The following is a 22,774-nucleotide window of genomic DNA, read 5'->3' on the forward strand; positions in this document are numbered from 1 at the left end:
TAAATCGTCAGAAAGGGATCAGGCTGTTTTCAATTCGTCGGGAAGAACCATATCGGTTTCAACCATATCAACCGAGAGTACCTGCGAGATACCGGGCTGTTGCATGGTGATACCATAAAGCCTGTCTGCGAAGGCCATGGTCTTTTGGTTATGCGTGATGACCATGAACTGAGTAGTTTCCGCAAAGTCTCGCAAAATATCTTTAAACCGTTGAATATTTGATTCATCCAGTGGCGCGTCGACCTCGTCCAGAAGACAGAACGGCGACGGCATAACCATAAAAACTGAGAAGAGGACGGATACTGCGGTCATCGCCTTTTCCCCTGCGCTTAGGAGGGTAATATTCTGCCTCTTTTTACCTGGAGGGCGAATTATGATATCTATTCCTGTCTCAAGCATATTTGATTCGTCCATTAAAATCATGTCGGCCTCTCCGCCGTTGAACAGTCTTTTAAATACAACCTGGAAGTTGGCCCGAACCTGCTCAAAAGTATCCTGGAACAGTTTTCTCGATGTTCGGTTAAGTTTATCAATTACTTTCGATATATCATCTATAGACTGGGTGAGGTCATCGCGCTGGGTTGTCAGGAATGTAAGCCTCTCCATCACCTGGTTGTAGTCCTCAATTGCGGAAAGGTTTACGTCTCCGATCTTGGACATTGAATCCCTTAGTTCGGCATAGCGCTCCCTGCACTCTTCTATGTTGAAACCGCTCAGATCGAACGTCTTTACGGTATCAATGTTGAAATTATGCTCCTCTATCTTCTCGGAAAGGGAGGATATCTTAACAGTCGTTTCTGAATTCTTGATTCGGGCTTCGCTTAGTGTGTCTTTTGTAAGATCCAGAGAATCATGTGAACGTTTGAGATGGTCTTCCTTGTCCCCGATCTGACCTCTGGCATTTTCGAGAGTTTCGTTCAGTTCAGTAAGTTTTCCGGTGAGACTATCTTTTTTGGCGAGGCCGTTGTGGATAGCCTCTTTCGCCAGTTCAATTTCTTCCAGGAGTTTCGATTTTTTAGCATTTGCGGATTCAATTTCCCCCTGCATTGCGGCAATCCGCGAGGTGAGATCCGATATTCCGGTCTCAAGGCGGTTCTTTTCTGAAGTCAGCATGTTGAGATCACCTTTAAGGGAGGTAAGCTCTATCTCCATATTTGAAATCAATTCCGCAAGGCCGGCAATTGTGCCTCTCGATTCCTTTTCGGTTTTTTGAAGCTCGGCCAGTTCAGCGGCAATTGCGCTCTTCCTGTCTGTCAAATTAGCAATTTCACCTGAAAGGTTGCTGATGTCGGATTCAAGTCTTCTCTTTTCGTTATCGAGCGATTCGATCTCATTTTGGAAAGTATTTATTTTTTCGGACTGGCGGCGCATCTCCAGGTCGATAGCCTCAACGTCCCTTTTTTCATGGACCAGGTTGAGCTCCTCATCCTTAAGGAGTTTTTCCTTCTGCTCTTTCCGCGATTCGGATTCTGCAAGCTCGGCGGTAACTTTTTCAAGTTCCGATACCAGGGTTTCGGTCATCGCCTTGTTGTCTGCCAGCGATTTGGAGAGCTCTTCGATGGCCCGTTTCCGTTCGAGTATCCCTTCGCTTGCATTGCCGGATGTTCCCCCGGAAATTACACCAAAACGATCAACAACATCGCCTCTTGCGGTTACGAAGGTAAGGTCATTATTTGCCCGCAATCTTATGGCGGTCTGGATATCCTCAACGAACACGACGTCGAACAGGAGACGTTTTAAAAGCGGACGAAGATTTGGCTCGGTTTCGATCAGTTCGGTGGCATGTCCGATAACCCCGTTCCCTTTTGGGATATCGGCGATCTTTCTGTCATCAAGGAATTCAACGGGGAGGAACGTGCTTCTGCCAAGCCGGTTTTTATGCAGCAGCTCAATAGCTTCGACGGAGTCCTCAGGTTTTGAGATAAGGAGAGCCTGTAACTTGTTCCCAAGAAGAACCTCAAGAGCAGTTTCGAATCTCTTGTCTACCTTAACTTTTTCAAGGAGAGTCCCATGAAGTTTTGACCTGATGTCACTGTTATCCTCGCCAAGCTGAAGGAGCGATTTGATGCCGTCCTGATACCCTTCAAGCGATCTATCCACTTCGGTGATAGATTCGAGCCTTGCGCCAATCTCGGTAACTTTAGTTTTCTGGTCGATTACCTGGTTTTCCTTCTCTTTTTTATCCCCTGCGAGTTTTTGCAGTTTTTCGGTCAGTTCCGAATTTTCGGATTGAAGCTGTTCGAAGCGGGCGCGCACTTCCGCTTCGTTCTTTAGTTTTTCGCTCTTTTTCAGGGTCAAGTCGGCGAGATGTTTCTCCGTCTCTTCCTTTTCACCTAAAGTTTTTTTCCGTCGCCCTTCAAGGATTTCGATTCTGGTTCTGTCAGAAGCGAGGTCGTTCCCTTTTTGGGAGAGCTGGCTATTTAACTCGGCGATCTCGGTCTCCTTGGAGTCTATTTGCGAGTTGATCTCCTCCATTCCGGACTGCCCCGAATTCAGGCTGTTCTTTTTTGCCTCAAGTTTTGCGGTTTTATCAGATACTTCGTTTAGTAGTTCAGTTCTATTTTTGTCTTTTTCCTCAAGAGAGGCGCTCATCTCCTTCGATCTTGCATTCATCTCGGCAATATCCGCCTCAAGGCGCTTCACACGTGTGGAAGATTCCTCTATCTGGCTGGTGAAAAGAGCTATTTTGCCTTCGCTGTTCTCTACCATGGAAGTTATTTTGAATTCCTCTTCCTTTACCGAGGCTAGTTCTCTGGAGTTCTCATCAATTGTCGATTGAATTGAGATAAGGTTGTTTTTCCTCGTGGAGATGTCTGTTTCCAGCGAAACACGAACCTCTTCAAGTCTCTTTATCTCTTCCTCTATCGTGGCCTGAAGACTGTTCAATCTCTTCCATTCATCGGAGGCTGTGGCAAGGAAAAGTTGATCCATTTCATCTTTGTACTGCTTATATCTTTCAGCTTTGTTCGCCTGTCTTTTAAGTGAGTTTCGCTGACGCTCAAGCTCGTTAATGATATCGGTTACACGCTCAAGGTTTGTCTTGGCGGCGGTAAGCTTGTTCATTGCGGCATGTTTGCGGTGTTTATATTTCATTATCCCGGCGGCTTCTTCGATGATGAAGCGGCGCTCTTCGGGTTTGCTGGTGACTATTCTCTGCACCTGGTCCTGCTCAATGATGGAAAATGCCCTGGTGGAAATACCGGTATCAAGGAAGAGGTCGACAACATCCTTGAGACGGCACTGCGTTTTGTTTATCAGGTATTCACTTTCACCGCTTCGGTAGAGGCGTCGAGTGACGGTTATTTCGTTAAATTCCGCCAGCTCCGGTATTGAGATCTTTCCCGCCACGTCGGAGATAGTTATCGAGACCTCGGCCATGCCTGCCTGCTTCCTGCTGGCTGACCCGGAGAAGATAAAATCCTCCATCTTGGCGCCACGAAGCATCTTGGCGCGTTGTTCGCCAAGAACCCATCGTATTGCGTCGGAGATGTTGCTCTTGCCGCATCCGTTGGGACCGACAATAGAGGTTATCCCTTTTCCAAAACTTATCTTCGTATGATCAACAAACGATTTAAAGCCGGTGAGCTCAAGACTTTTAAAAAACATTAAACCTCAAATTGGAAAGAGTTTTTCTCATATTTTCAGGTGATTATATGGATGATGGAGGGTCAAGTAAAGCGAAAATATCAATATATTGTGGCTAAAAATATTCATCGCACTAGATATTGTGACAATATATTGAAATATAAAGGCATATCTCTATGTAAGATGACTATAGCCAATCCCTCCAACAGAAATTTCGTTGTTCTCAGTATCTCTCACAACGAATCCTTTTTCCACTACCTCCCCGATTTCAGTCACGTTTGATGAGAATCGTTTCAAAAGTATTATTTTGTTTTTCGGGACTGTGAAGAGGAGTTCGTAATCCTCACCAAAACCGATCATGTGGGGGGTCGGGTTTGTTTTTTTCAGTTCCGGTTCTATTGGAAGGCTATCCCAGTTTAGAACGACGCCTACACCTGATTCAGAAGCGATATGTGCCATATCCTGAAATATGCCGTCGCTGATATCAATGCACGAGTTGGCGATACCTTTTTTTGAGAGATATATCCCAAGCTCGCACTTTGGTGAAGGGTTCGCCCATCGTTTCAGAAGATAATCATCCGGCCTTAAACCCTTTTTAAACTGCTGATAGGCAAGTGATGACGCGCCGATAGTTCCGCTTACGAAGATCGAGTCTCCAACCTTCGCCCCCTTTCTGGAAAGAATAAATCCTTTTTTCACCCATCCGGTAATTGTGAGATGTATTGAAAACTCAATAGAGGAGGTGATGTTCCCCCCGGCTAGTGAAACGTTGTACCTTTTGCAGTCGTTACGAAAGCCGTCCAGTATTCCATCGACAAGTTTTTCGTCGATATCTGCCGGAAGCGCGAATGTCAGCCAGGCGTAATATGGAGGAAGAGCCCCCATGGAGGCCAGATCGGACAGGTTTACCCTAAGTACCTTGCGTCCAATTTCGACTGGTGTGAAGTATAGGCTGGAAAAATGGTTTCCGTCGACGAGGGAATCGACGGTTGTCACCTGGAGGAGATCTTTTGGCGGTTTTATTACTGAGCAGTCGTCGCCGATAGGGAGAAGAAGATTCCGGTTCTTCGAATGCCCCTTGAATTTTTTCTTTATGGATTCAATGAGCTCAAATTCTTTCATCAGGCGCTTTCCAAAACAAAGGATTTACAGAATTTCACTTGGCTGAAAGGATAACATTGACAAAAGCGGTTTGGAACTTCGATATCACCGGCATTAACAGTGAATTGATATTCTGTCATGTAATTTCCGTGTGATTACAAAGAGATACAGGCTAAATATTAAAGCATTGCAAGAGCGAAGTTCGCGTTCAGGCCAGGTTGCCGAACGGTTTGTTCTTCGATTCGAGTCTGCTTTCGCCGCCTCTCAGGAATTTATCGACTTCCCTTGCGCATTCACGCCCTTCGGATATCGCCCATACGACAAGCGACTGCCCTCTGCGCATATCACCGGCGGAAAAAACACCTTCAGCCGAAGTGCGGTAGTTGTCGTCAGTTTTAACATTCCCTCTCTCATCTTTTTCAACGCCCAACTCCTCAAGCATTCCTTTCGGGTCTGCGTAGAGGAAGCCCATTGCGAGAAAGGCGAGGTCAGCTTTGTATAGAGACTCACTGCCTGGAACCTCTTCAAACTTGGTATCGCTTATCCAATTGATCTTTACATGCCGTACGCCGGAGAGATTTCCGTTTGCATCCTTGACAAATTCCTTGGAAAGAACGGACCACTCGCGTTCACACCCTTCTTCCTGGGAAGTGGAGGTGCTCAGCATTTTTGGTCCCGGGTGCGACGGCCAAGGGGTCTTATCGGTTCTGGACTCCGGTGGTTTCGGCAGGAGTTCTATCTGTGTGACGGAGGCGGCGCCGTGGCGAATGGAAGTGCCGACGCAATCGGAGCCGGTATCGCCACCACCGATCACAAGGACATGCTTTCCTTTTGCATGAATTTCCTCTTCGGGTGATATAGCATCGCCTGCAACACGTTTATTATTCTGTTTCAGGAATTCCATGGCGAAGTGTACCCCTTTCGCATCGCGTCCCGGGATGGGGAGATCTCTTGGTACCGTAGACCCGCCCGTAAGGACGATCGCGTCGAATTCTTCTCGCAGGTTTGCAACCTTCACATTGACACCGACGTGGGAGTTCGTGACGAAAAAGATACCTTCATCTTCCATCAGCTTTACTCTTCTATCGATGACCTTTTTATCGAGTTTGAAATCGGGAATACCGTATCGTAAAAGCCCGCCAACGCGGTTATCCTTTTCGTATACGGTTACACGATGACCAGCCTTGTTCAGCTGATCCGCAACGGCAAGGCCGGCGGGACCGGAACCTATAACAGCCACGGTTTTACCAGAGCGCTTTTTCGGCGGTTTTGGACTCATCCAGCCTTCCTGGTAGGCATGTTCGATAATGGAGAGCTCTATATTTTTTATTGAAACGGCTTCATTGATCAATCCAAGCACGCAACCCGATTCGCAAAGGGCAGGGCATACACGCCCTGTAAACTCTGGAAAACTGTTGGTGCTAAGGAGGCTTTTTAAGGCTTCTTCCCATTCGCCTCGATAAACATGGTCATTAAAGTCCGGGGCGATGTTATGTACAGGGCAATTCGGGTGGCAAAAAGGTGTACCGCAATCCATGCACCTTGCCGCCTGTGTTTCTATCTCCTCTTTGGAGAGAGGGACCATGAATTCAAAAAAGCCTTTAACCCTTTTCTCTACAGGTTCATATCCCGGATTTTTCCTGTTGAATTCTCTAAAACCGCCATGTTTACCCATATTGCTTTACCTCGATGCCATATCGGTTTAACCCGCCATGGTTTTAATAAGTTCCTTTTCTTCAGCCATCTCGGCCAACGCCCGTTTATAATCCTTTGGCATGACTTTTATGAATTTGGCAACGGAGCTGTTCCACTTGGCCAATACTTTTCTTGAAGTGTTGCTGCCGGTAAAGTTGTGATGTCTTTCAATCATCCCCTTTACCTCCTCGATTTCGGCAGGATCTGAAAGTCTTTCCAGGTCCACCATTTCGGGATTGATCCGTTTTTTGGACATACCGTCGGTTTCGAGAATATAGGCAATGCCGCCGCTCATGCCGGCGCCGAAATTCTTCCCTATGCTTCCGAGGATGATGACTCTCCCGCCGGTCATGTATTCGCATCCGTGGTCGCCAACCGCTTCAACAACCACTTTCGCGCCTGAATTCCTGACGCAGAAACGTTCGCCTGCAATGCCGCGGATATAGACCTCACCATTCGTCGCGCCGTAAAGCGCTACGTTTCCAACGATAACATTTTCGTGTGCGTTGAATGTCGAATTTTTAGGAGGGTAGAGGATTACCTTGGATCCCGAAAGACCTTTGCAGAAATAATCGTTTACCTCTCCTTCAATTTCGAATGTAACCCCTTTTGCGCCGAATGCGGAGAAACTCTGCCCAGCGGAGCCGTTCGCCTTTATGTAGATGGTATCGTCCGGGAGCCCTGCAGCCCCGTATCTTCGGGATATCTCGGCTGACAGCATCGTCCCTATCGTCCTGTTGATATTCCTTATTTTTATTTCCCCTTTGACCTTTTCACCCTTTTCCAAGGCTGGTTTTGCCATCTCGATAAGCTGGTGGTCCAGCGCGTTTTCGAGTCCGAAATCCTGTTCTTCTACACAGTATGAGGCACAGGAAGGGGATTTCGCTTTGTGTAAAAGGTTGTCCAGGTTCATATGTTTCGCTTTCCAATGGGAAACATTGCTACGCATCTTGAGTTTATCCACTCTTCCGACCATTTCATTCACGGTTCGGAATCCGAGCTGAGCCATATGATTTCTCATTTCCGTTGCGAGGAAGGTGAAGTAGTTCACCAAGTATTCCGGTTTGCCGGTGAAAAATGCACGGAGGTCCTTGTCCTGTGTTGCTATCCCTACAGGACAGCTGTTCATGTGGCATTTGCGCATCATTACGCAACCGCTCACGATAAGGGCGGATGTTGCTGCGCCCCATTCCTCGGCTCCGAGAAGTGTTGCCACTGCGACATCATACCCGGTAAGTATGCGGCCATCGGTTTGAACAACGATCCTGCTCCGCAAGTCGTTGCGCATGAGCACCTGATGTGTTTCGGCGAGTCCAAGTTCCCAGGGGAGCCCGGCATGTTTTATGGAGCTTTGTGGAGAGGCCCCTGTGCCGCCGTCATGCCCTGATATCAGGACTGCTTCCGCGTGACCTTTGGCGACGCCGGCGGCAATGGTTCCGACGCCGATTTCCGAAACTAGTTTTACGTTGATCCTTGCCTTTATATTCGAGTTCTTGAGGTCGAATATTAGCTGTGCAAGATCCTCGATCGAATAAATATCGTGATGAGGAGGAGGGGAGATGAGTCCTACCCCTGGGGTAGAATTCCTGGTCTTTGCGATAACCTTATCCACTTTATGCCCCGGCAACTGCCCCCCTTCACCAGGTTTTGCTCCCTGCGCCATTTTTATCTGTATCTCGTCGCTATTCACCAGGTAGTGTGACGTTACTCCGAATCGCCCGGAGGCAACCTGCTTTATGGCAGATCTGGCGGAATCGCCGTTTGGAAGAGGGGTAAACCTTGCGGGATCTTCGCCCCCTTCGCCGGTATTGCTTTTTGCGCCCAGCCTGTTCATCGCGATAGCGATCGTTTCATGCGCTTCCTTGCTAATCGAGCCGAACGACATCGCGCCTGTGAAGAACCTCTTTACAATGCTTTCGACCGGTTCGACCTCTTCGACAGGAATCGGTTCATTGTTTGCAAACTCAAGGAGGCCGCGGATCGTATTCAGCTGGATCGTATGGTTGTTCATTGTTTCCGTGTACTTCTTGAACATACCAAAATCGTTCATGCGAGTTGACTGTTGAAGGAGATGGATGGTTTCCGGATTGAAAGAGTGATGTTCTCCTCTTGCTCTCCAGCTGTATTTTCCGCCATGCTCAAGCCTGATGCTTCCTACCTCGTCTTTCCTGGGATAGGCGTAACGATGTCTCATCAGTGATTCAGTTTCGATAATGTCAATCCCGACACCGCCCAGTCTTGACGCGGTTCCTGAGAAATATTTGTCGATAAACTCTTTTTTCAGGCCAACCGCTTCGAAAATCTGCGCCCCTATATACGATTGAATGGTGGAAATCCCCATTTTTGAGAGGATCTTCAGTAAACCTTTGTCGATCGCTTTCATGTAGTTGTCGCGCGCCATCTTTCTGGTGATCCCCGGTTCAAGCTGTTCATTGAGCCTTAGATCCTCGATTGTTTCAAGCGCAAGATAGGGATTTATTGCGCTCGCACCGTATCCGAGAAGGGTAGCGAAATGGTGGACTTCTCTCGCTTCACCAGATTCCACGATGATACTGCACCTGGTTCTTACACCGTTTCTTATAAGATGGTAATGCACAGCCGAGACTGCCAGAAGCGTCGGGATTGGCGCGTATTTATCATTGACCGTCCTGTCGGAGAGAATAAGGATGTTTTTTCCCTTTGCAACTGCGTCAGTTGCCTTGCGGCAAACTTCATCTATCGCTTTTTCGAGATTGTGGTTTCCACCTTCGGCTCGAAAGACGATCGGGATCGGCTCCGCGTGGAAGAACGGAATATTTACCTGTTTGAGCCTTTCAAGCTGATGATTGGTAAGTATTGGATGAGGAAGTTCGATGACGCGGCAATGCTCCTTTGCTTCTGTCAGTATCTGGCCTTGAGCGCCTATGAAAGATACAAGCGACATAACGGACTCTTCTCTTATGGAATCGATCGGCGGATTTGTCACCTGCGCGAACAACTGGTAGAAGTAGTTGAAAAGGAGTTGCGGTTTGTCCGAAAGAACAGCCAGTGGAGTGTCGTTACCCATGGAGCCGATAGGTTCCGAACCGTTGTTGGCCATAGGTAACAGGATCATCCTGATATCTTCGAGTGTGTTGCCGAAAACCGATTGCCGGCGCACAAGGGTGTTATGGTCCGGTTGATGCGGGGACCTGACTTTCTCAAGCTGGCGGAGTTCAAGTTTCCCTTCGGCCAGCCATGTTGAGTATGGGGCCGTGTCGGCCATCAGCTCTTTAATTTCCTCATCCGGGATGATCCTATGCTCCTCCAGGCTCGCGACGAACATCCGCCCCGGCTGTAGCCTGCCGTTGAGGACGATTTTTTCCGGCGGGAACTCAAGCACGCCAGCTTCGGAGCCCATTACCAAAATGTTGTCGTCCGTCAAAAGGTATCTGGAAGGGCGCAAACCGTTTCGGTCGAGAGTTGCGCCTATCACCTTGCCGTCGGTAAAGGCGATGGACGCGGGGCCGTCCCACGGCTCCATCATCGTCGCGTGGTATTCATAGAAAGCCCTCTTCTTGGGGCTCATCTCCTTGTCGTGCGCCCATGCTTCGGGGATTAGCATCATCATTACATGCGGAAGTGAGCGACCATTCATAACAAGTAGTTCTACTGCGTTATCTATGATGGCAGAGTCGGACTGCGTGTCGTCGATGATAGGTTTCAGCTTTTCCAGTTCATCGTCGGTAAAAACGTCTGATTTAAAAACAGCTTCCCTGGCGGCCATTCTGTTGATGTTCCCCCTCAAGGTGTTTATCTCGCCGTTATGGGCAAGATATCTGAAGGGCTGTCCCAAAGGCCAGCTGGGGAACGTGTTAGTGGAAAACCTGCTGTGCACAAGAGCGAGGGCCGATGTAAAAGTCTCGTCGCTAAGATCCCGGAAATACTCCATGACCTGAGGAGAGGTGAGCATCCCCTTGTAGGCTATCGTCTTGTATGAAAGCGAGGAGATGAAATAGTCTAGGGAACCTTCTATTCCGCTATTGAGCACTTTCTTTTTTGCGTATTTGCGAATTACGAAAAGCCGTCTTTCAAATCCCATGGGATCAAGGTCATTGCTCTTTTTAATGAAGACCTGGGCCATGTGCGGTTCCACGTCACGCACCATTTTGCCGAGACCGCTGTTGTTTACAGGAAGGTCGCGCCAGCCGAGCACTTCCTGTCCCAGCTCTTTCACGCAGTTTTCAAAGATTTCCTTTATTTTTTCGCGGCTATCCTTTTTCTTCGGGAGGAAAATGATACCTGCCCCGTACTCGCTGAATTCCGGCAATGTTATGCCAATGGACGAACACTCCTTTTTCAGGAATTGATGAGGCATCTGGACAAGAATTCCCGCTCCATCGCCGGAATTTTTTTCGGCTCCTACTGCTCCCCGGTGTTCAAGGTTTTCAAGTATCTCAATCCCTTTTCTCACAATCCAGTGAGACTGCTCACCATTAAGGTTCGCAATAAAACCTACCCCGCAAGCGTCATGTTCATAACGAGGGTCGTATAGACCGATATTCTTTTGTTGATTCCGTTTGTCCATGCAATTCTTTCTTCTGTCACACCTTAATTAAAAGAAAATATTTAAAATTCATTTATAACTTGATCCGTGCATTTGCTTTGCTCGGACCCCCCAACAATCGGCTCCACTAGTATTGCCTCCAAATTGGACTAACTACTTTACGAATTACCAACAACATTTGCAAATGTTCTCTTTGAAATCTTTTATAACAGGTTGATAGACAACCAGTTTTAGCGATGCGGCAGGATCATATCCCTTTTTCAATCCGGTATTATCGTTTTGTCAGGGCCGGATTTCATGCCGATTTTCTATAGATGCGGCCACCTGGGATCGGCAAGATTCAAAAAACGGAAAAAACAATATCTCCCAAGCCTCAAATTTCTTTAATCACCCATCCGCAGTATCTCAAGTAGGAGCTTTATGCCTCAATTTGAATGCCGGTAATTGATACGCGTGTAATAGAGGTCCCTGCAATTGCTGGATTATCAACGTAAAAGAAGCTACCAAAAAAAAAATTGTATGTGACATAAAAAACTTTATTGTGATATTTACCAGTCAATTTCTTTCCGCTGGTGTAAAATTGAAATCGGAAGCAAAAACAATGACCCATTAATTGTATGGGGCAGAGATTTAGTGGACTTGCTTCCGTAAGTGTTTGGTTTGTTTGTGTTTAGTATGGGGGTAAGTTTTCATTGTATATGAAGGCAAATACTGTTCAAAGAAAAGCAGTATTGAATGGGGATATAAGGATTATAACTTTGTTGGGAGGATACTGAAATGCCTAGTTTTGTAATAGCGGAAAAATGCGACGGCTGCAAGGGGAGAGATAAAACAGCCTGCATGTATGTCTGCCCGCATGACCTGATGAAACTCGATACGGGGATGAATAAAGCATTAAACCAGGAGCCTGAGCAGTGCTGGGAATGCTACAACTGCGTAAAAATATGCCCTCAGCAGGCGATAGAGGTTAGAGGTTACTCAGACTTTGTGCCGATGAGATCAGCGGTAATACCTCTGCGAGGGAGCGATTCGATAATGTGGACCGTCAAGTTCAGAAATGGACAGATAAAAAGATTCAAATTCCCTATCAGGACCAAACCTGAAGGTTCAGTAGATCCATACGCTGGTACTGGCGACGCGGACATTTCAAAGATTAAACAACCTGGGTTTTTTACTCATCACGCGGCTGGTGTAAATATGCCTACACCTGACAGCAAAAAGTAGGGGGATAGGAAAATGGCTGAATTCAAATATACTGCGAAACCTGAAATAGTAGAAATTCACACAGACATCCTTTTAATAGGCGGGGGAATGTCAGCCTGCGGAGCGGCATACGAAGCCGCCCGCTGGGCAAAAGGGAAGAATGTAAAGATAACCATGGTCGATAAGGCGGCTGCGGAAAGAAGCGGCGCCGTGGCTATGGGTCTTTCTGCCATAAATACATACCTCGGTGAGAACTCGCCTGAAGATTATGTAAGGATGGTACGCACCGACCTGATGGGTATCATTCGCGAGGACCTCGTATTCGATCTTGGCAGACACGTTGACGATTCTGTTCATCTCTTTGAGGACTGGGGTCTCCCCATCTGGAAAACTGACGACGAAGGGAAGGGACATGACGGTTCCTACAAGGGAAAATCCCTGCGTGAAGGTGGAAAGCCGGTCAGGTCGGGCCGATGGCAGGCGATGATAAACGGAGAATCGTACAAGGTAATCGTCGCGGAAGCGGCCAAGAAGGCGCTTGAAGATAACAGGAAAGAGACCGGAGTGGAGCAGAACCTCTTCGAACGTCTCTTTATAGTAAAGGTACTTCATGATGCAACAGAGGATAACAGGATAGCCGGCGCATGCGGCTTCAGCGTTCGAGAAAACAAGGTTTATGTATTCCATGCAAATGCGGTAATGCTGGCGACAGGCGGATGCGTAAACGTATTTAAGACTAGGTCTACCGGTGAAGGTCAGGGGCGGGCATGGTTCCCGGTCTGGAACGCCGGTTCAAACTACGCAATGGGCGCGGAAGCGGGCGCGGAGCTGACCATGATGGAAAACAGGTTCGTTCCTGCCAGATTCAAGGATGGATACGGCCCTGTTGGCGCATGGTTCCTCCTCTTCAAGGCGCAGGCAACAAACTCGCTTGGCGAAGACTACTGCGTGACCAATCTGGAAGACGCGAAAAAACTCTACGGCAAGTACACGGAAAAGCTCGGCACATGCATGAGAAACCACATGATGTTGCAGGATATGAGAGCGGGTAAAGGTCCAATCCTTATGCGCACCGACGTGGCGATGAAAAAGCTGGCAGAGACAATGACTCCGAAAGAAATAAAGCATCTTGAGGCCGAAGCGTGGGAAGACTTCCTCGATATGACGATCTCCCAGGCAGGAGTTTGGGCCGCTAACGATATCGAGCCGGATAAGAAACCTTCAGAATTGATGCCTTCCGAACCTTACCTTCTTGGCTCTCACGCAGGTTGTGCAGGCCTTTGGGTAAGCGGACCAGACGATTTCGGCCCGGAAGAGTGGTCGTGGGGTTATAACAGAATGACAACAGTCAAGGGATTGTTCACGGCCGGCGATGGCGTAGGAGCATCGGGGCATAAATTCTCATCCGGTTCGCATGCGGAAGGGAGAATGGCGGGCAAGAGCATGGTTGCCTGGGTTCTTGATCACAAGGATTACAAGGCAAAGGCTGTTGAAAACGCCGAAGATGTCGCGTACGAGATCTACAAGCCTCTCGAAACTTTCGCGCAACATAAAGGTTATACAACCGCGCCGAACGTAAACCCGAATTACATCAAACCGAACATGTTCCAGGCCAGACTGCAGAAAATCATGGATGAGTATGTCGGAGGTATCACACCGTCATATACGACCAGTAAAACTCTGCTGGAAGCAGGCATGGGATACCTTGAGGTTCTCAAAGAGGACAGCAAGCTCCTGGGCGCCGCAGACCTGCATGAACTCCTCCGCGCATGGGAAAACTACCACAGGCTGATAGCGGCCGAGGCTCACGCAAGGCACATTCTCTTCAGGGAAGAGACAAGGTACCCTGGCTACTATTACAGGGGAGACTTCCTTGCGCTGGATGATGAGAACTGGAAGTGCTTCGTAAATTCGAAGATGGATCCTAAAACCGGTAAATGGGAAGTGTTTAAAAGGGAATACAAACAGCTTATCGCCGATTAATCCTCGGAAATTTGGTAACATGGAGGCCTTTTATATGGGCCTCCATGTTCAATATGTTTATTTGAATCATCTGCAGGAGGAATTGTGCAATCGGGAAAACCGGTAGTTGTTATTGGCGGCGGGACTAGCGGCATTACAGCCGCGGTGGAGGCGGCAGAAGCCGGCACACAGGTTATTCTCCTTGAGAGAGAGGCATATCTCGGCGGTCGCGTATTCCGCATGAATAAATATTTCCCGAAACTCTGCCCTCCGCAATGCGGGATGGAGATAAATTTCCAGCGGATAAGGTCCAATCCGAATATCAGGGTCATCACTTCCGCGACCGTTAAATCTGTCAGCGGAAGCGCGGGAAATTTCAAGCTTGAAATATCAACGGCAACAAACCCAGTAAACAATAAATGTACAGCCTGCGGCGACTGCGTTCCTGTTTGTCCCGTTGAGACCGTGGACGATTTCAACTATTCGATGTCAAAAAGAAAAGCGGTTTACATGTCGCATCCGATGGCGTATCCGAACAGGTTCATTATCGACATGAAAACCTGTAAAGGGGCCGAGTGCTCCAAGTGTGTCGATGCATGCAAGTACAAGGCGATAGAATTCGGGAAACCGGCGGAAGAAATGAGTATCGACGCCGCATCGGTGGTAATAGCGTCGGGGTGGAAACCGTATGACGCGGGAAAAATAGAGAACCTCGGTTTTGGAAGCTTTAAAAACGTAATTACCAACGTAATGATGGAGCGTCTTGCGTCCCCCGGAGGACCTACCGGCGGGAAGATTACTAGGCCTTCGGATGGAAAAGAAGTCAGAAAGGTAGCTTTCGTTCAATGTGCTGGATCAAGGGATGAGAACCATCTCCCATACTGCTCCGCAGTATGCTGTCTTGCTTCCCTGAAGCAGGCTACCTATGTGCGAAGCAATCCCTGACGCGGAGGTGATCATTTTCTATATTGATATGAGAACACCCGGCAAGTATGAAGCCTTCATGAAAAAGGTGTCAGGCGATGAAAAAGTGTCGCTCGTAAAGGGGAAGGTCGCAAAAATCACTGAAGACTCGTCGACAAAAGAGGTAATACTCTCCGCGGAAGATGTGATGGGCGGGGAAAAGATCGAGTATCGAGCGGATCTGGCGGTTCTTGCAACAGGGATGGCGCCAAGCCTCAATGGCGAGGCAAAAAACCTGATGGTACAAACCGATGAAAACGGATTCATTCTCACTGATAAACTTCCCGACGGCATATCGGTAGCAGGCGTTGCCGAAAGACCGGTGGATGTAGTCGCTTCGGTAATGGGGGGGACAGCCGCCGCGCTTAACTCCCTGCAGTGGGGTGGGAAATGACTGAAACCAACGGCACAATAAACAGCTATGTTTGTACCGGATGCGGTATAGGCGAAAGCCTGGATGTTCCAAAACTCTGCAAGGTTCCGGTAGAGCACTCAGGTCTTCCGGAAGCAAAAACGCACCCGTCGCTCTGCAGTGACGAAGGGGTAGCGTTCCTAAAACAGGATGTAAGCGCGGGCGCAAACAAGATCGTGATTGCCGCCTGTTCAAAAAGGGTATTCTCCGAGAAGTTCGACTTTGGCCCGTCCGTTATGGTCGAGCGTGCGAACATACGTGAAGGGGCGGTATGGATCAGTGAGCCGAACAACGAGAATACTCAGCTCCTCGCCGAAGATTACTTCCGCATGTCGGTTGTGAAATCGGGGAAGAGATCGCTTACTACCCCTTACATTCAGGAACTGGACAAGAAGATACTTGTAATCGGCGGAGGTATTGCGGGGCTTTCGTCGGCGATACAAGCTTCAAGAGCCGGAAAGAACGTCGTGCTTGTCGAAAAGGAGAGCAAGCTCGGGGGATTCATGAACCGGTTGAAGAAAAAACTCCCCTCGGGCGATGATTCGCTAAATCCTGCCGAGACCGGAATCAGCGGGAAGATAACATCGGTTGAGAACGATCCCAAGATCGACGTGAAACTGTCAACCGAGATAGAATCTATTTCCGGCCAGCCAGGAATGTTTGACGTGACGATGAACTCAAGTGGAAAGAGCATTACCATTCGCGTAGGGGCGATTATCCAGGCAACCGGCTCAAAGCCATACGATCCTCAAAAACTTTCGCATCTTGGATATGGGAAGAAGAATATAGTTACGAATATTGAGTTCGAGGATATGGCTGTCAAAGGTGAGATCGTGCGCCCATCGGACGGCGGAAAAATAAGATCCGTTCTTTTCGTTCAGTGCGCCGGCTCGCGTGATGAAAAACATCTTCCGTACTGCTCTTCTTACTGCTGTTCGACCACCCTGAAACATGCGGTCTATCTGCGTGAACAGGATAAGGATATAAAGATATATATCGTCTACAAGGACATAAGAACCCCAGGCAAATACGAACTCTTCTACAAAAAAGTTCAGGAGGATGATGGAATCTTTTTCACGAAAGGCGAGGTAGCCTCAGTGGAAGAGGGTGATGGCGGAAGCGTGAACATCACTGTAAAGGAGACACTCCTTGGGGGTGAGATAACTATAAAAGCCGACATGGCGGTGCTCGCAACAGGTATGGAGTCATCGGCGAAAAATGGCGGGGCTCTTAAACTCAAATACAGGCAGGGGCCGGAACTGCCGGAATTGGCGTACGGTTTCCCTGATTCGCACTTCATCTGTTTTCCATATGAGACAAGGAGAACCGGAATATACGCAACAGGGACAGTGCGACATCCGATGGACAGTCGTCAGGCCGAGATCGATTCCGCTGGAGCTGTACTCAAGGCGATCCAGTGTCTGGAACTTTCGTCTACAGGAAAATCGCTTCATCCACGTTCGGGCGATACCAGCTACCCTGAGATAGCAATGGACAGGTGCACACAGTGCAAGAGGTGCACCGATGAATGTCCCTACGGGATGTACGACGAAGACGAAAAGGCGAATCCGATACCGAATCCTTTGCGTTGCAGAAGATGCGGCACATGTATGGGAGCTTGTCCGCAGAAGATAATCTCGTTCAAGGATTACCATGTAGATATGTACAGCGAAATTATCAGAGCTTCAAGTATGCCCGGTGAAGAGGAGGAGAAGCCGAGGGTGCTTATTCTTGCGTGTGACAACGATTCTGTGCCTGCTTTCGACATGGCTGCCGCCGAACGATTGAAGATCAGCCCTTTCGTGAGGATCGTTGCGCTTAGATGCCTCGGTTCAATGAGCATGGTATGGCTAAGCGACGCATTCTCGAAAGGTTTCGACGGCGTGATCCTGATGGGATGCAAACATGGGGACGACTACCAGTGCCATAACGTGAAGGGGAGCGAGCTTGCTAACGAGCGAATGGGGAAACTCGAAGAGACGCTCGGAAGGATGGCTATTGAACCACAGCGCGTGCAGTTTACACCGGTTGCGATAGGGGATTACAAAAAGCTTCCTGGGATAATCGACGAATTCATGAAAATGATAGACGAAGTAGGTCCGAATCCGTTCAAGGAGTTCGGAGAATAATGAGACGGGAAAGGAGTTAACGTGAGTTCCGGTCAATTCGTATCGCCAGACATGGAATTTATCGCGCAGCTGAAAAGTGCCGGCGCGGATGCGTTTAAAAAATGTTTTCAGTGCGCCACATGTACTTCCGTCTGCGGAGTATCGCAGGGGAGTACCCCCTTTCCGAGAAAAGAGATAGCGCTTGCACAGTGGGGACAGAAGGATAAACTCCTTTATGATCCCGGCGTATGGGTCTGCCACCAGTGCGGTGACTGCACAAAACATTGTCCGCGAGGGGCGGACCCTTCCGCGGTTCTTTCCGCGATTAGGGGGATAGGATACAGGGAGCTCGCTGTCCCTGCGGTGCTCGGCAAATTCATGTCGTCACCGTCGTACCTTGTTCCGTTGCTAGCGGTTCCGATCGCCGTCCTTCTTCTCGTGATCATGGTTGTGAATGGAATTTCACTCCCCGAAGGTGATGTTGTTTTTTCAAAACTGATGCCGATCGCGGTGATAGACTCCGTGTTTCTCCCGGTCGCGTTCTTCGCTGTTGTAACGGCTCTTTTGTCGATAATGAAATTCTGGAAAAAAATGTCCATCAATACCGGGAAAGAATCGAACGTCGTATCGGGTTTGATAAAAACGATCATGGATGTGATACTTCACAGGAGGTTCAGCAAGTGCGAGACAAACAGCCAGCTGAACCTTTCGCATCTCCTTACCTTTTACGGTTTCATCGCCCTTTTCATAACGACAAACATGGTGATGGCCTACCACTACCTCTTCGGCATAGAGACGCCGCTTTCACTGGGTGATCCAGTCAAGATACTGGGTAACGTGGGAGCGGTGCTTATAACGCTGGGATTGGCATGGACCATCTTCAGGCGGCTGACAAATCCGAAAGCCTCCGGCAAGGCGACATACACTGATTGGACATTTATAATAGCCTTGACGCTTACGGCGCTAACAGGCATAGGGGCGGAGCTGTCGAGGCTTGGCGGCATGGCTGGAATTGCCTATACCGTTTATTTCATCCACCTTGTAATGGTCTTTTTTCTCTTTGCGTATATGCCTTTTTCCAAGTTCGCGCACATCCTGTACAGGACTACCGCGATGGTTTTCTCAAACGGTATTAAAAGCTCGGAGGGCAGATAATGTCTAAACTTGTGAATCCCCATGGTTCGAAAAAACTGAAATGTCTCCTCCTTTCCGGAGAGAAACTGAAAAGCGCTAAGAAAAAGGCCGAAAAGCTGAAACAGATTCGGATGACTTCCAGGGAAACCGGCGATCTCATCATGATGGGCATTGGAGCGTTCACGCCGCTGGATGGGTTCATGGGTAAAAAGGACTGGAAGGGTGTCTGCGAGAAGATGAAAATGGTGAACGGCCTCTTCTGGCCCATCCCGATAACCATTTCCGTTTCCCGCGAGGAGGCCGCCAAGATAAAAAATGGGGAGTCTGTCTCGCTGGTGGATGATGAAACTGACGAGCTTATGGGGAGCATGGTCGTAAAGGAAAAGTACGAACCTGACCTTAAATTCGAATGCAAGCACGTATTCAAGACAAACGACATGCAGCATCCGGGAGTGGCGAACGTCATGGCACAAAAGCCTGTAAATCTCGGAGGGCCGGTAAAGGTCTTCAGCGAGAGCTATTTTCCGCAAGAGTTCAAAGGGCTTTACATGAGACCGGAAGAGACCAGGAAAATTTTCGACAAGAAGGGGTGGAGCAGTGTTGCGGCGCTTCAGCTAAGAAACCCGATGCACCGCTCCCATGAATACCTTGCGAAAATCGCGATAGAGATAGCCGACGGCGTATTCATTCACCAGCTTGTCGGGAAATTGAAACCTGGAGATATCCCCGCGCCTGTGAGGGTAGAGGCGATAAACGTGCTTACAGAGAAATATTTCGTAAAGGACACCTATCTGATGGGGGGATATCCGCTCGACATGAGGTATGCCGGACCGAGGGAGGCTCTACTGCACGCGCTCTTCCGGCAGAACTTCGGATGTTCTCACCTCCTGGTCGGGCGAGACCACGCAGGGGTAGGGGAGTATTACGGCCCGTTCGACGCGCACAAGATATTCGACGAGATACCGAAAGACGCGCTTGAGATTCGCCCGCTGAAGATCGACTGGACGTTCTACTGCAGGAAGTGCGACGGTATGGCCTCCATGAAGACCTGTCCGCATGCGCCTGAAGACCGGGTTCTCCTTAGCGGAACCAAACTGCGGAGCATGTTGTCGAATAACGAGCCTGTCTCATCGGAATTCAGCAGGCCGGAAGTTCTTGAGGTTTTGAAGAGATATTACGACAACCTCGAAGAGAAGGTCGAAATAAAGCTCCATAAGTACTCCGAAGGTGAGAAGGTTACATAAGTATTCATAGAGAGATAAAGGTATCAAGCGTAAAAGGGAAGAGATTTTGAAAACCGATTTTCAGAAGATATAATAAGCGGATACGATTTTGCTCCTTGATAGTGGCGCAAAATTTGGTGTAGTAAATAAGGAATTATTAACCAGCCGGGAGGTAAAAAGGGTTGAGGGGTCTACAAGGGTTAAAGCGGTCTTTATCCATAATAATGGCTTTCTTGATGTTTCCGCTGAACGGCACCGCCTATTCCGCTACTCGCGCCGAGAACATCAAGACAATTGAAATGTATCTGAACCTCGACTCAAATGATATCGGGATAGCCGAAAACGGTGAAACCGACGAATGGATCATCAAAGAGATAAACGGACTGAGTTCGGATCAGCTGGAAAACCTGGTTGCGAAGGCCGAGGCGCAATCTTACCAGGCAAGCGATTCGGGCGGAGACTCTCACTTCTGGAGAACCTTTTTCATAACCTGGCTGGTAGTATTGGTTGTAATGACCGGGGGCTTATTCTACCTGTTCGGGGTCATTTGACCTCTACTGAAATAACCCCTTTCAGTATCCGCAGAGCTTTTTATACCTTCCGGATCATTTAACTCCGGCATCTTCAGCATGCGGAGAAAAATCCTTCCCGTACCGGCTCATCTGCGCCGGGAGGAGGGGATCGCCAGGGAGATGGCCGGTTAGGAGCATGTTCCAGTAAACCCATTTGAATCCCATTTTGCCGAGATGGTTCAGGTGGCTCTCCTTTAACAGCGAAAATGGGCCGACACCCGGCACGGGGAATGTCCCGGCTAGAGGCTCAGTATCGTAATTAAAATCAAACAAAAGAGCCTTGTGGAATCCCGATTCGATAAAACAGTTAGAGTGCCCGTCATAATCGGGCAGGGGCTTTTCCCCTTTCAGCTCTCTAAGGAAATTTTCAACGATAATTTCAGCTTCAAAATGGGCGACCGAGCCCGCTTTGGAGGTCGGGACATTCGTGTTATCGCCAAGCACATAGATATTGTCCGCCTTCTGGCTCTTCAGCGTATGCTTGTCCGTAAGGGCAAAACCGGCTCCGTTGCCGAGGCCGGAGTCTTCGATGACCTCCGGGCCGAGATTGGGCGGTATGGAGACAAGCAGGTCGTAAGGAACGCTTTCGCCGGTAAATGAGAAGATGGTTTTACTTTTGCCATCGACCCTTCCGATGGTGAAATTCGGAATTATTTTGATGTTCTTCTCCGCAGCAATTTCGTTCAGCACCCTTGTCGCTTCAGGTTTGGTGAATGCTCCGGTAAGGGGGGTTACAAGGTCGATTTCAACCTTGTCCCGCATGTTTCTCTTGTGGAAATAGTAGTCGGCAAGAAAGACAAATTCGATCGGAGCGACTGGACATTTGATAGGCATTTCGGCAATGTTCAGAACAACGCGTCCCCCTTTGAAATTTTCAAACGATTTTTGGAGGGAGAGCGCGCCATCAAGGGTGTAGAAGGTGTTCGCATGCTCGCCGAAAGCCTCTTCCATCCCTTCAATCTCAGATGGTGCAACATGTGTTCCGAGGGCAAGAATCATCCAGTCGTAGTCGTGGACACCTTTATCCGTTTCGACGCGATTGTTTTCATGGTCGATAAGTTTTATCTCTTCATTCAGGAAGGTCACCCCTTTTGGAAGCGGTTTTGTTATCGGTTTTGTGACATCCGCCCGAGTTTCATAGCCATACAGCTTGAATGGCAGGAAAAGGAAACCAGGCTGATAGTAATGCTCGGATGCCTTGTCGATCATCGTAATGGACCACTTTTTAGGATCGAGCTTTTTCGAGAGTTGGTTTGCGATTATCGTACCGCCTGTGCCTGCGCCTAGTATCAGCAACTTTTTCATCTGAAACCCCTTTCAACGGATTTTTTAAACCCTTTTGTCTGTCTACTTTTAAAGAGACATTTCCGCAGTGATGGATTCGAAGTATTTTTTGGAAAAATAGAACCGGAAAGCTGAAATAAGTTGAAGTGAGAAATGAATAGTTTAGGTGTAACTACCAGAAAAGCGGATACTTGCGGCTTGGGGCAAGGTTGTTTACCACCAGGGCAACCAACAGCAGAAGGGTGGCCCCAAGCGCTACTGGAATCAGTGCGTAAAAGTAGCCTAGATCATGTATGGCAGGGGAGCCTATTACGGCGATAAGTGCGGTTGCCCCTCCGGGGGGGTGCAAGGTATTGGTGAGAAGCATGATCGCAACCGAAACGGAAACAGCAATCGATCCGGCAAGCCAGATGACATTGCCAAACATCTTGAAGCAGAATACCCCTACCAGGGCCGATAGCACATGACCGCCGAAACAGTTTCTCGGCTGTGCCAAAGGTGAGTGGATCGCCGCGTACAGGAGTACGGCAGAGGCCCCAAAAGAGCCGATTATCAGGGTCATATCCATCCCTTCAAACCAGAATGATGTAAGCCAGCCGCAAAGGCCGATGCCGATGGCAGAGCCGAGCCATGACCAGAAAACCTCTACCATACCGGGGAAAACGTGGGGCTTCCCGTATCCGTGCATCTTCTCAAAAAAATATTTCAACATAATGAGCAATCCAAAAAAACTAATATGAAGGATGAATTATATGTTTATGAAAGCCTGCGGTCAAACAGCTAGCGTTTTTGATATCGAGAATTTGTCAGGTGAAAAGCTGAATAAATGATTGGGGTTGTCCATCCCGGGCGAACAACCCGTTCCCGGCGGCGCAGTTCCCAGAAAACAACCGCCTTCGTCAGTTAGAAATATAGTTGACCCTTAAGGGAGAATCAAGGGGAGGGCGAAAGAGACGTGGGAGATGACGAGGGGGGAGTTTGAAGAATTTAAACAGGAGGAGAGATAT

General features: G+C 48.6%; 12 protein-coding genes and 1 pseudogene. 7 read left to right on the forward strand and 6 right to left on the reverse strand.

What is annotated here, in order from left to right:
• Positions 1-18 precede the first annotated feature (18 nt).
• The 4 genes from smc to gltB form a co-directional block, all read right to left on the reverse strand.
• The gene (gene smc / locus OEY64_01930) at positions 19-3,606 is read right to left on the reverse strand and encodes a chromosome segregation protein SMC (GenBank protein MDH5541702.1); all 3,588 of its coding nucleotides are present in this window, start codon (positions 3,604-3,606) and stop codon (positions 19-21) included.
• A 153-nt stretch (positions 3,607-3,759) separates the two neighbouring features.
• Entirely contained in the window at positions 3,760-4,707 is a 948-nt protein-coding gene (gene thiL, locus OEY64_01935) for a thiamine-phosphate kinase (GenBank protein ID MDH5541703.1), read from the reverse strand.
• A gap of 187 nt (positions 4,708-4,894) precedes the next feature.
• Positions 4,895-6,361, reverse strand: a complete 1,467-nt coding sequence (locus OEY64_01940) for a glutamate synthase subunit beta (protein MDH5541704.1) — start codon at positions 6,359-6,361, stop codon at positions 4,895-4,897.
• A 27-nt stretch (positions 6,362-6,388) separates the two neighbouring features.
• The gene (gene gltB / locus OEY64_01945) at positions 6,389-10,927 is read right to left on the reverse strand and encodes a glutamate synthase large subunit (GenBank protein MDH5541705.1); all 4,539 of its coding nucleotides are present in this window, start codon (positions 10,925-10,927) and stop codon (positions 6,389-6,391) included.
• A 756-nt stretch (positions 10,928-11,683) separates the two neighbouring features.
• Between gltB and aprB the strand changes: the two genes are divergently transcribed.
• The 7 genes and pseudogenes from aprB (at position 11,684) to OEY64_01980 (ending at position 20,462) form a co-directional block, all read left to right on the forward strand.
• The gene (gene aprB, locus OEY64_01950) at positions 11,684-12,130 is read left to right on the forward strand and encodes an adenylyl-sulfate reductase subunit beta (GenBank protein ID MDH5541706.1); all 447 of its coding nucleotides are present in this window, start codon (positions 11,684-11,686) and stop codon (positions 12,128-12,130) included.
• A gap of 12 nt (positions 12,131-12,142) precedes the next feature.
• Positions 12,143-14,092 (forward strand): adenylyl-sulfate reductase subunit alpha, encoded by a 1,950-nt coding sequence (aprA, locus tag OEY64_01955; protein ID MDH5541707.1) that lies wholly within the window; start codon positions 12,143-12,145, stop codon positions 14,090-14,092.
• 84 nt (positions 14,093-14,176) lie between these two features.
• A pseudogene (locus OEY64_01960) lies at positions 14,177-15,428 on the forward strand (CoB--CoM heterodisulfide reductase iron-sulfur subunit A family protein).
• Positions 15,425-17,575, forward strand: a complete 2,151-nt coding sequence (locus OEY64_01965; protein ID MDH5541708.1) for an FAD-dependent oxidoreductase — start codon at positions 15,425-15,427, stop codon at positions 17,573-17,575. Before OEY64_01960 ends, OEY64_01965 begins: the two are co-directional and overlap by 4 nt.
• Positions 17,576-17,596: 21 nt before the next feature.
• A complete protein-coding gene (gene qmoC, locus OEY64_01970) occupies positions 17,597-18,709 on the forward strand; it encodes a quinone-interacting membrane-bound oxidoreductase complex subunit QmoC (GenBank protein MDH5541709.1) in 1,113 nt (370 codons plus the stop codon).
• Complete coding sequence (gene sat / locus OEY64_01975; protein ID MDH5541710.1) at positions 18,709-19,932, forward strand: sulfate adenylyltransferase; 1,224 nt, start codon at positions 18,709-18,711, stop codon at positions 19,930-19,932. Before qmoC ends, sat begins: the two co-directional genes overlap by 1 nt.
• 203 nt (positions 19,933-20,135) lie before the next feature.
• On the forward strand, positions 20,136-20,462 hold the full coding sequence (locus OEY64_01980) for a hypothetical protein (GenBank protein MDH5541711.1): 327 nt from the start codon (positions 20,136-20,138) through the stop codon (positions 20,460-20,462).
• A gap of 54 nt (positions 20,463-20,516) precedes the next feature.
• Here OEY64_01980 and OEY64_01985 read toward each other — a convergent pair whose 3' ends face one another.
• Positions 20,517-21,788, reverse strand: coding sequence for an NAD(P)/FAD-dependent oxidoreductase (locus OEY64_01985; protein MDH5541712.1), 1,272 nt, complete (start codon positions 21,786-21,788; stop codon positions 20,517-20,519).
• Positions 21,789-21,939: 151 nt separating this feature from the next.
• Positions 21,940-22,479, reverse strand: a complete 540-nt coding sequence (locus tag OEY64_01990; protein ID MDH5541713.1) for an HPP family protein — start codon at positions 22,477-22,479, stop codon at positions 21,940-21,942.
• Positions 22,480-22,774 lie beyond the last annotated feature (295 nt).

The organism is Nitrospinota bacterium (genome assembly GCA_029881495.1).
In the GTDB taxonomy this organism is placed as follows: Bacteria; Nitrospinota_A; UBA7883; order JACRGQ01; family JACRGQ01; genus JAOUMJ01.